Below are 2483 nucleotides of genomic sequence, written 5' to 3' on the forward strand. Positions count from 1 at the left end.
TATCGACAACGCTGCCACCAACAAGGTGCTGACCAACCTGAACGCCGCGTCGAGCACGCTGCGCTCGGAAGCTTCGGCCCTCGGTTCGAACCTCTCGGTGGTGCAGGTTCGTCAGGACTTCAACAAGAGCCTGATCAACGTGCTGCAGACCGGTTCGGCCAACCTGACCCTGGCCGACACCAACACCGAAGCGGCCAACAGCCAGGCGCTGTCGACCCGCCAGTCCATCGCGGTCTCCGCGCTGTCGCTGGCCAACCAGTCGCAGCAGAGCGTGCTCCAGCTGCTCCGCTAACAAGCGGACGACATCGCAAGACGATCACGGCGGCGGGGCTTCGGCCCCGCCGCTTTCTTTTTGCAACGGCATCAAGGTGCCGCTCGGCGAGGCCGGAGTGGATGCGTTCGGATGCAGCGAATTGCTCACTCTGAGTTATGGTTGATAAGTCGCAAATGCCTCGTCGCTGCACCAAAAAGCATCATCCTATCATGACGATATAGGCGTGCACGATCCGGCTCCGAACGCGCGTATGGTGAATCCGGGCAAGGACTGCCGCGACACGCTTCATGCTTTGTTAGCCGTCTGCGTTCACCGTCCCGGCATCGATTAATCCTAATCGAAGTTTGTTTGTTGCGTTGCGTACCAGAAGGGTAACACTCAATGTCCGGTATCGTCCTCTCCTCGTCGGTTCGTCAGAACCTGCTCTCCCTCCAGTCCACCGCTGACCTCCTCGCCACCACACAGAGCCGTCTGTCGACCGGCAAGAGCGTCAACTCGGCCCTGGACAATCCCACCAACTTCTTCACGGCACAGTCGCTCGACAACCGCGCCAGCGACATCAACAATTTGCTCGACGGCATCGCCAACGGCGTGCAGGTGCTGCAGGCTGCCAACACCGGCATCACCTCGCTGCAGAAGCTGATCGACAGCGCCAAGTCGATCGCCAACCAGGCGCTGCAGACCACGGTAGGCTATTCCACCAAGTCGAACGTCTCGACCACCATCTCCGGTGCGACGTCGGCCGACCTGCGCGGCACGACGAGCTTCGCCAGCGCGACGGCGAGCAGCAACGTGTTGTATAGCGGCGCTGCCGGCGGCACGACGGCTGCGAGCGGCACCACGACGCTCGGCGCCACCATCGGCGCCTTCGCGGGCACCGCGGCAACGGCCGGCGACGGCACCACGGCCCTGACCGGCACCATCACCCTGATCGCCACCAACGGCACGACCGCAACCGGTCTGGCGAGCAACGCTCAGCCCGCCGACGGCGACACGCTGACCGTGAACGGCAAGACCATCACCTTCCGCAGCGGTTCCGCTCCGGCGGCGGCCAGCGTTCCGACCGGCTCGGGCGTCAGCGGCAATCTCGTCACCGACGGCAGCGGCAACACCACCATCTATCTCGGCACGGCCGGCACCCCGACTGCGAACGTCAACGACCTGTTGACCGCGGTCGATCTCGCCAGCGGCGTCAAGACGGTCTCCATCAGCGCCGGTGCTGCGACGATTGCGACGAGCAACAACCAGACCGCTTCGAGCGTCGGCGGCGGTGCCGTCACTCTGAGGAGCTCGACGGGTGCGGATCTCAGCGTCACCGGCAAGGCCGACCTGCTCAAGTCTCTTGGCCTGAGCGCATCGGTCGGCGGCGGCAACGCCACGGTGTCCGTCAACCGGACCACGACCGCAGCCTCGCTCGGTGCGACGATCACCGACGGTTCGACGCTGAACGTCAACGGTCACGTCATCACCTTCAAGAACGCGCCGATCCCGGGCTCGACCGGTGCTCCCAGCGTTCCCACAGGTTTTGGTGCCAGCGGCAACGTCCTCACCGACGGCGCCGGCAACTCGACGGTCTATCTGCAGGGCGGCACGGTCAACGACGTGCTGAAGGCGATCGATCTGGCCACCGGCGTGCAGACCGCGACGATCGGCGCCAACGGCACCGCGACGCTTGCGACTGCCTCCGGCCAGACCAACTCGTCGATCAACGCCTCGGGCCAGCTCAAGCTCTCGACCGGCGTTAACGCCGACCTGTCGATCACCGGCACCGGCAACGCGCTGAACGCGCTTGGCCTCGCCGGCAACACCGGGACGGCGACCGCGTTCACCGCGGCCCGCACCTCTGGCGTCGGCGGTATCAGCGGCAAGACCTTGACCTTCACCTCCTTCAACGCAGGCACGGCGGTCAACGTCACCTTCGGCGACGGCACCAACGGTACGGTCAAGACGCTCGATCAGCTTAACACCAAGCTGCAGGCCAACAACCTGTCCGCGACGATCGACGCCAACGGCCTGCTGACGATCTCGACCACCAACGACTATGCGTCCTCGACCATCGGATCGAGCGCCGCAGGTGGTGCGATCGGCGGCACGCTGACCTCGGCGCTGACCTTCTCGACGGCTTCCACCCCCATCCAGGACGTCGTCGCACAGACCTCGCGTGCGAACCTGGTCTCTCAGTACAACAACATCCTGAACCAGATCGACT

The 2483-nt window shown here is 64.7% G+C and carries 2 protein-coding genes; both read left to right on the forward strand.

Annotated elements, in window-relative coordinates; translation table 11 throughout:
* Window positions 1–292: flagellin (locus tag ACFDR6_RS36290; RefSeq protein ID WP_375861376.1), on the forward strand; the 292-nt coding region annotated here is incomplete at its 5' end.
* Window positions 293–655: 363 nt separating this feature from the next.
* Window positions 656–2483, forward strand: a 1828-nt coding sequence (locus tag ACFDR6_RS36295) for a DUF1522 domain-containing protein (RefSeq protein ID WP_375861378.1), incomplete at its 3' end; no start/stop codon positions are given.

Source organism: Bradyrhizobium tunisiense (genome assembly GCF_042263385.1).
Taxonomy (GTDB): Bacteria; Pseudomonadota; Alphaproteobacteria; order Rhizobiales; family Xanthobacteraceae; genus Bradyrhizobium; species Bradyrhizobium tunisiense.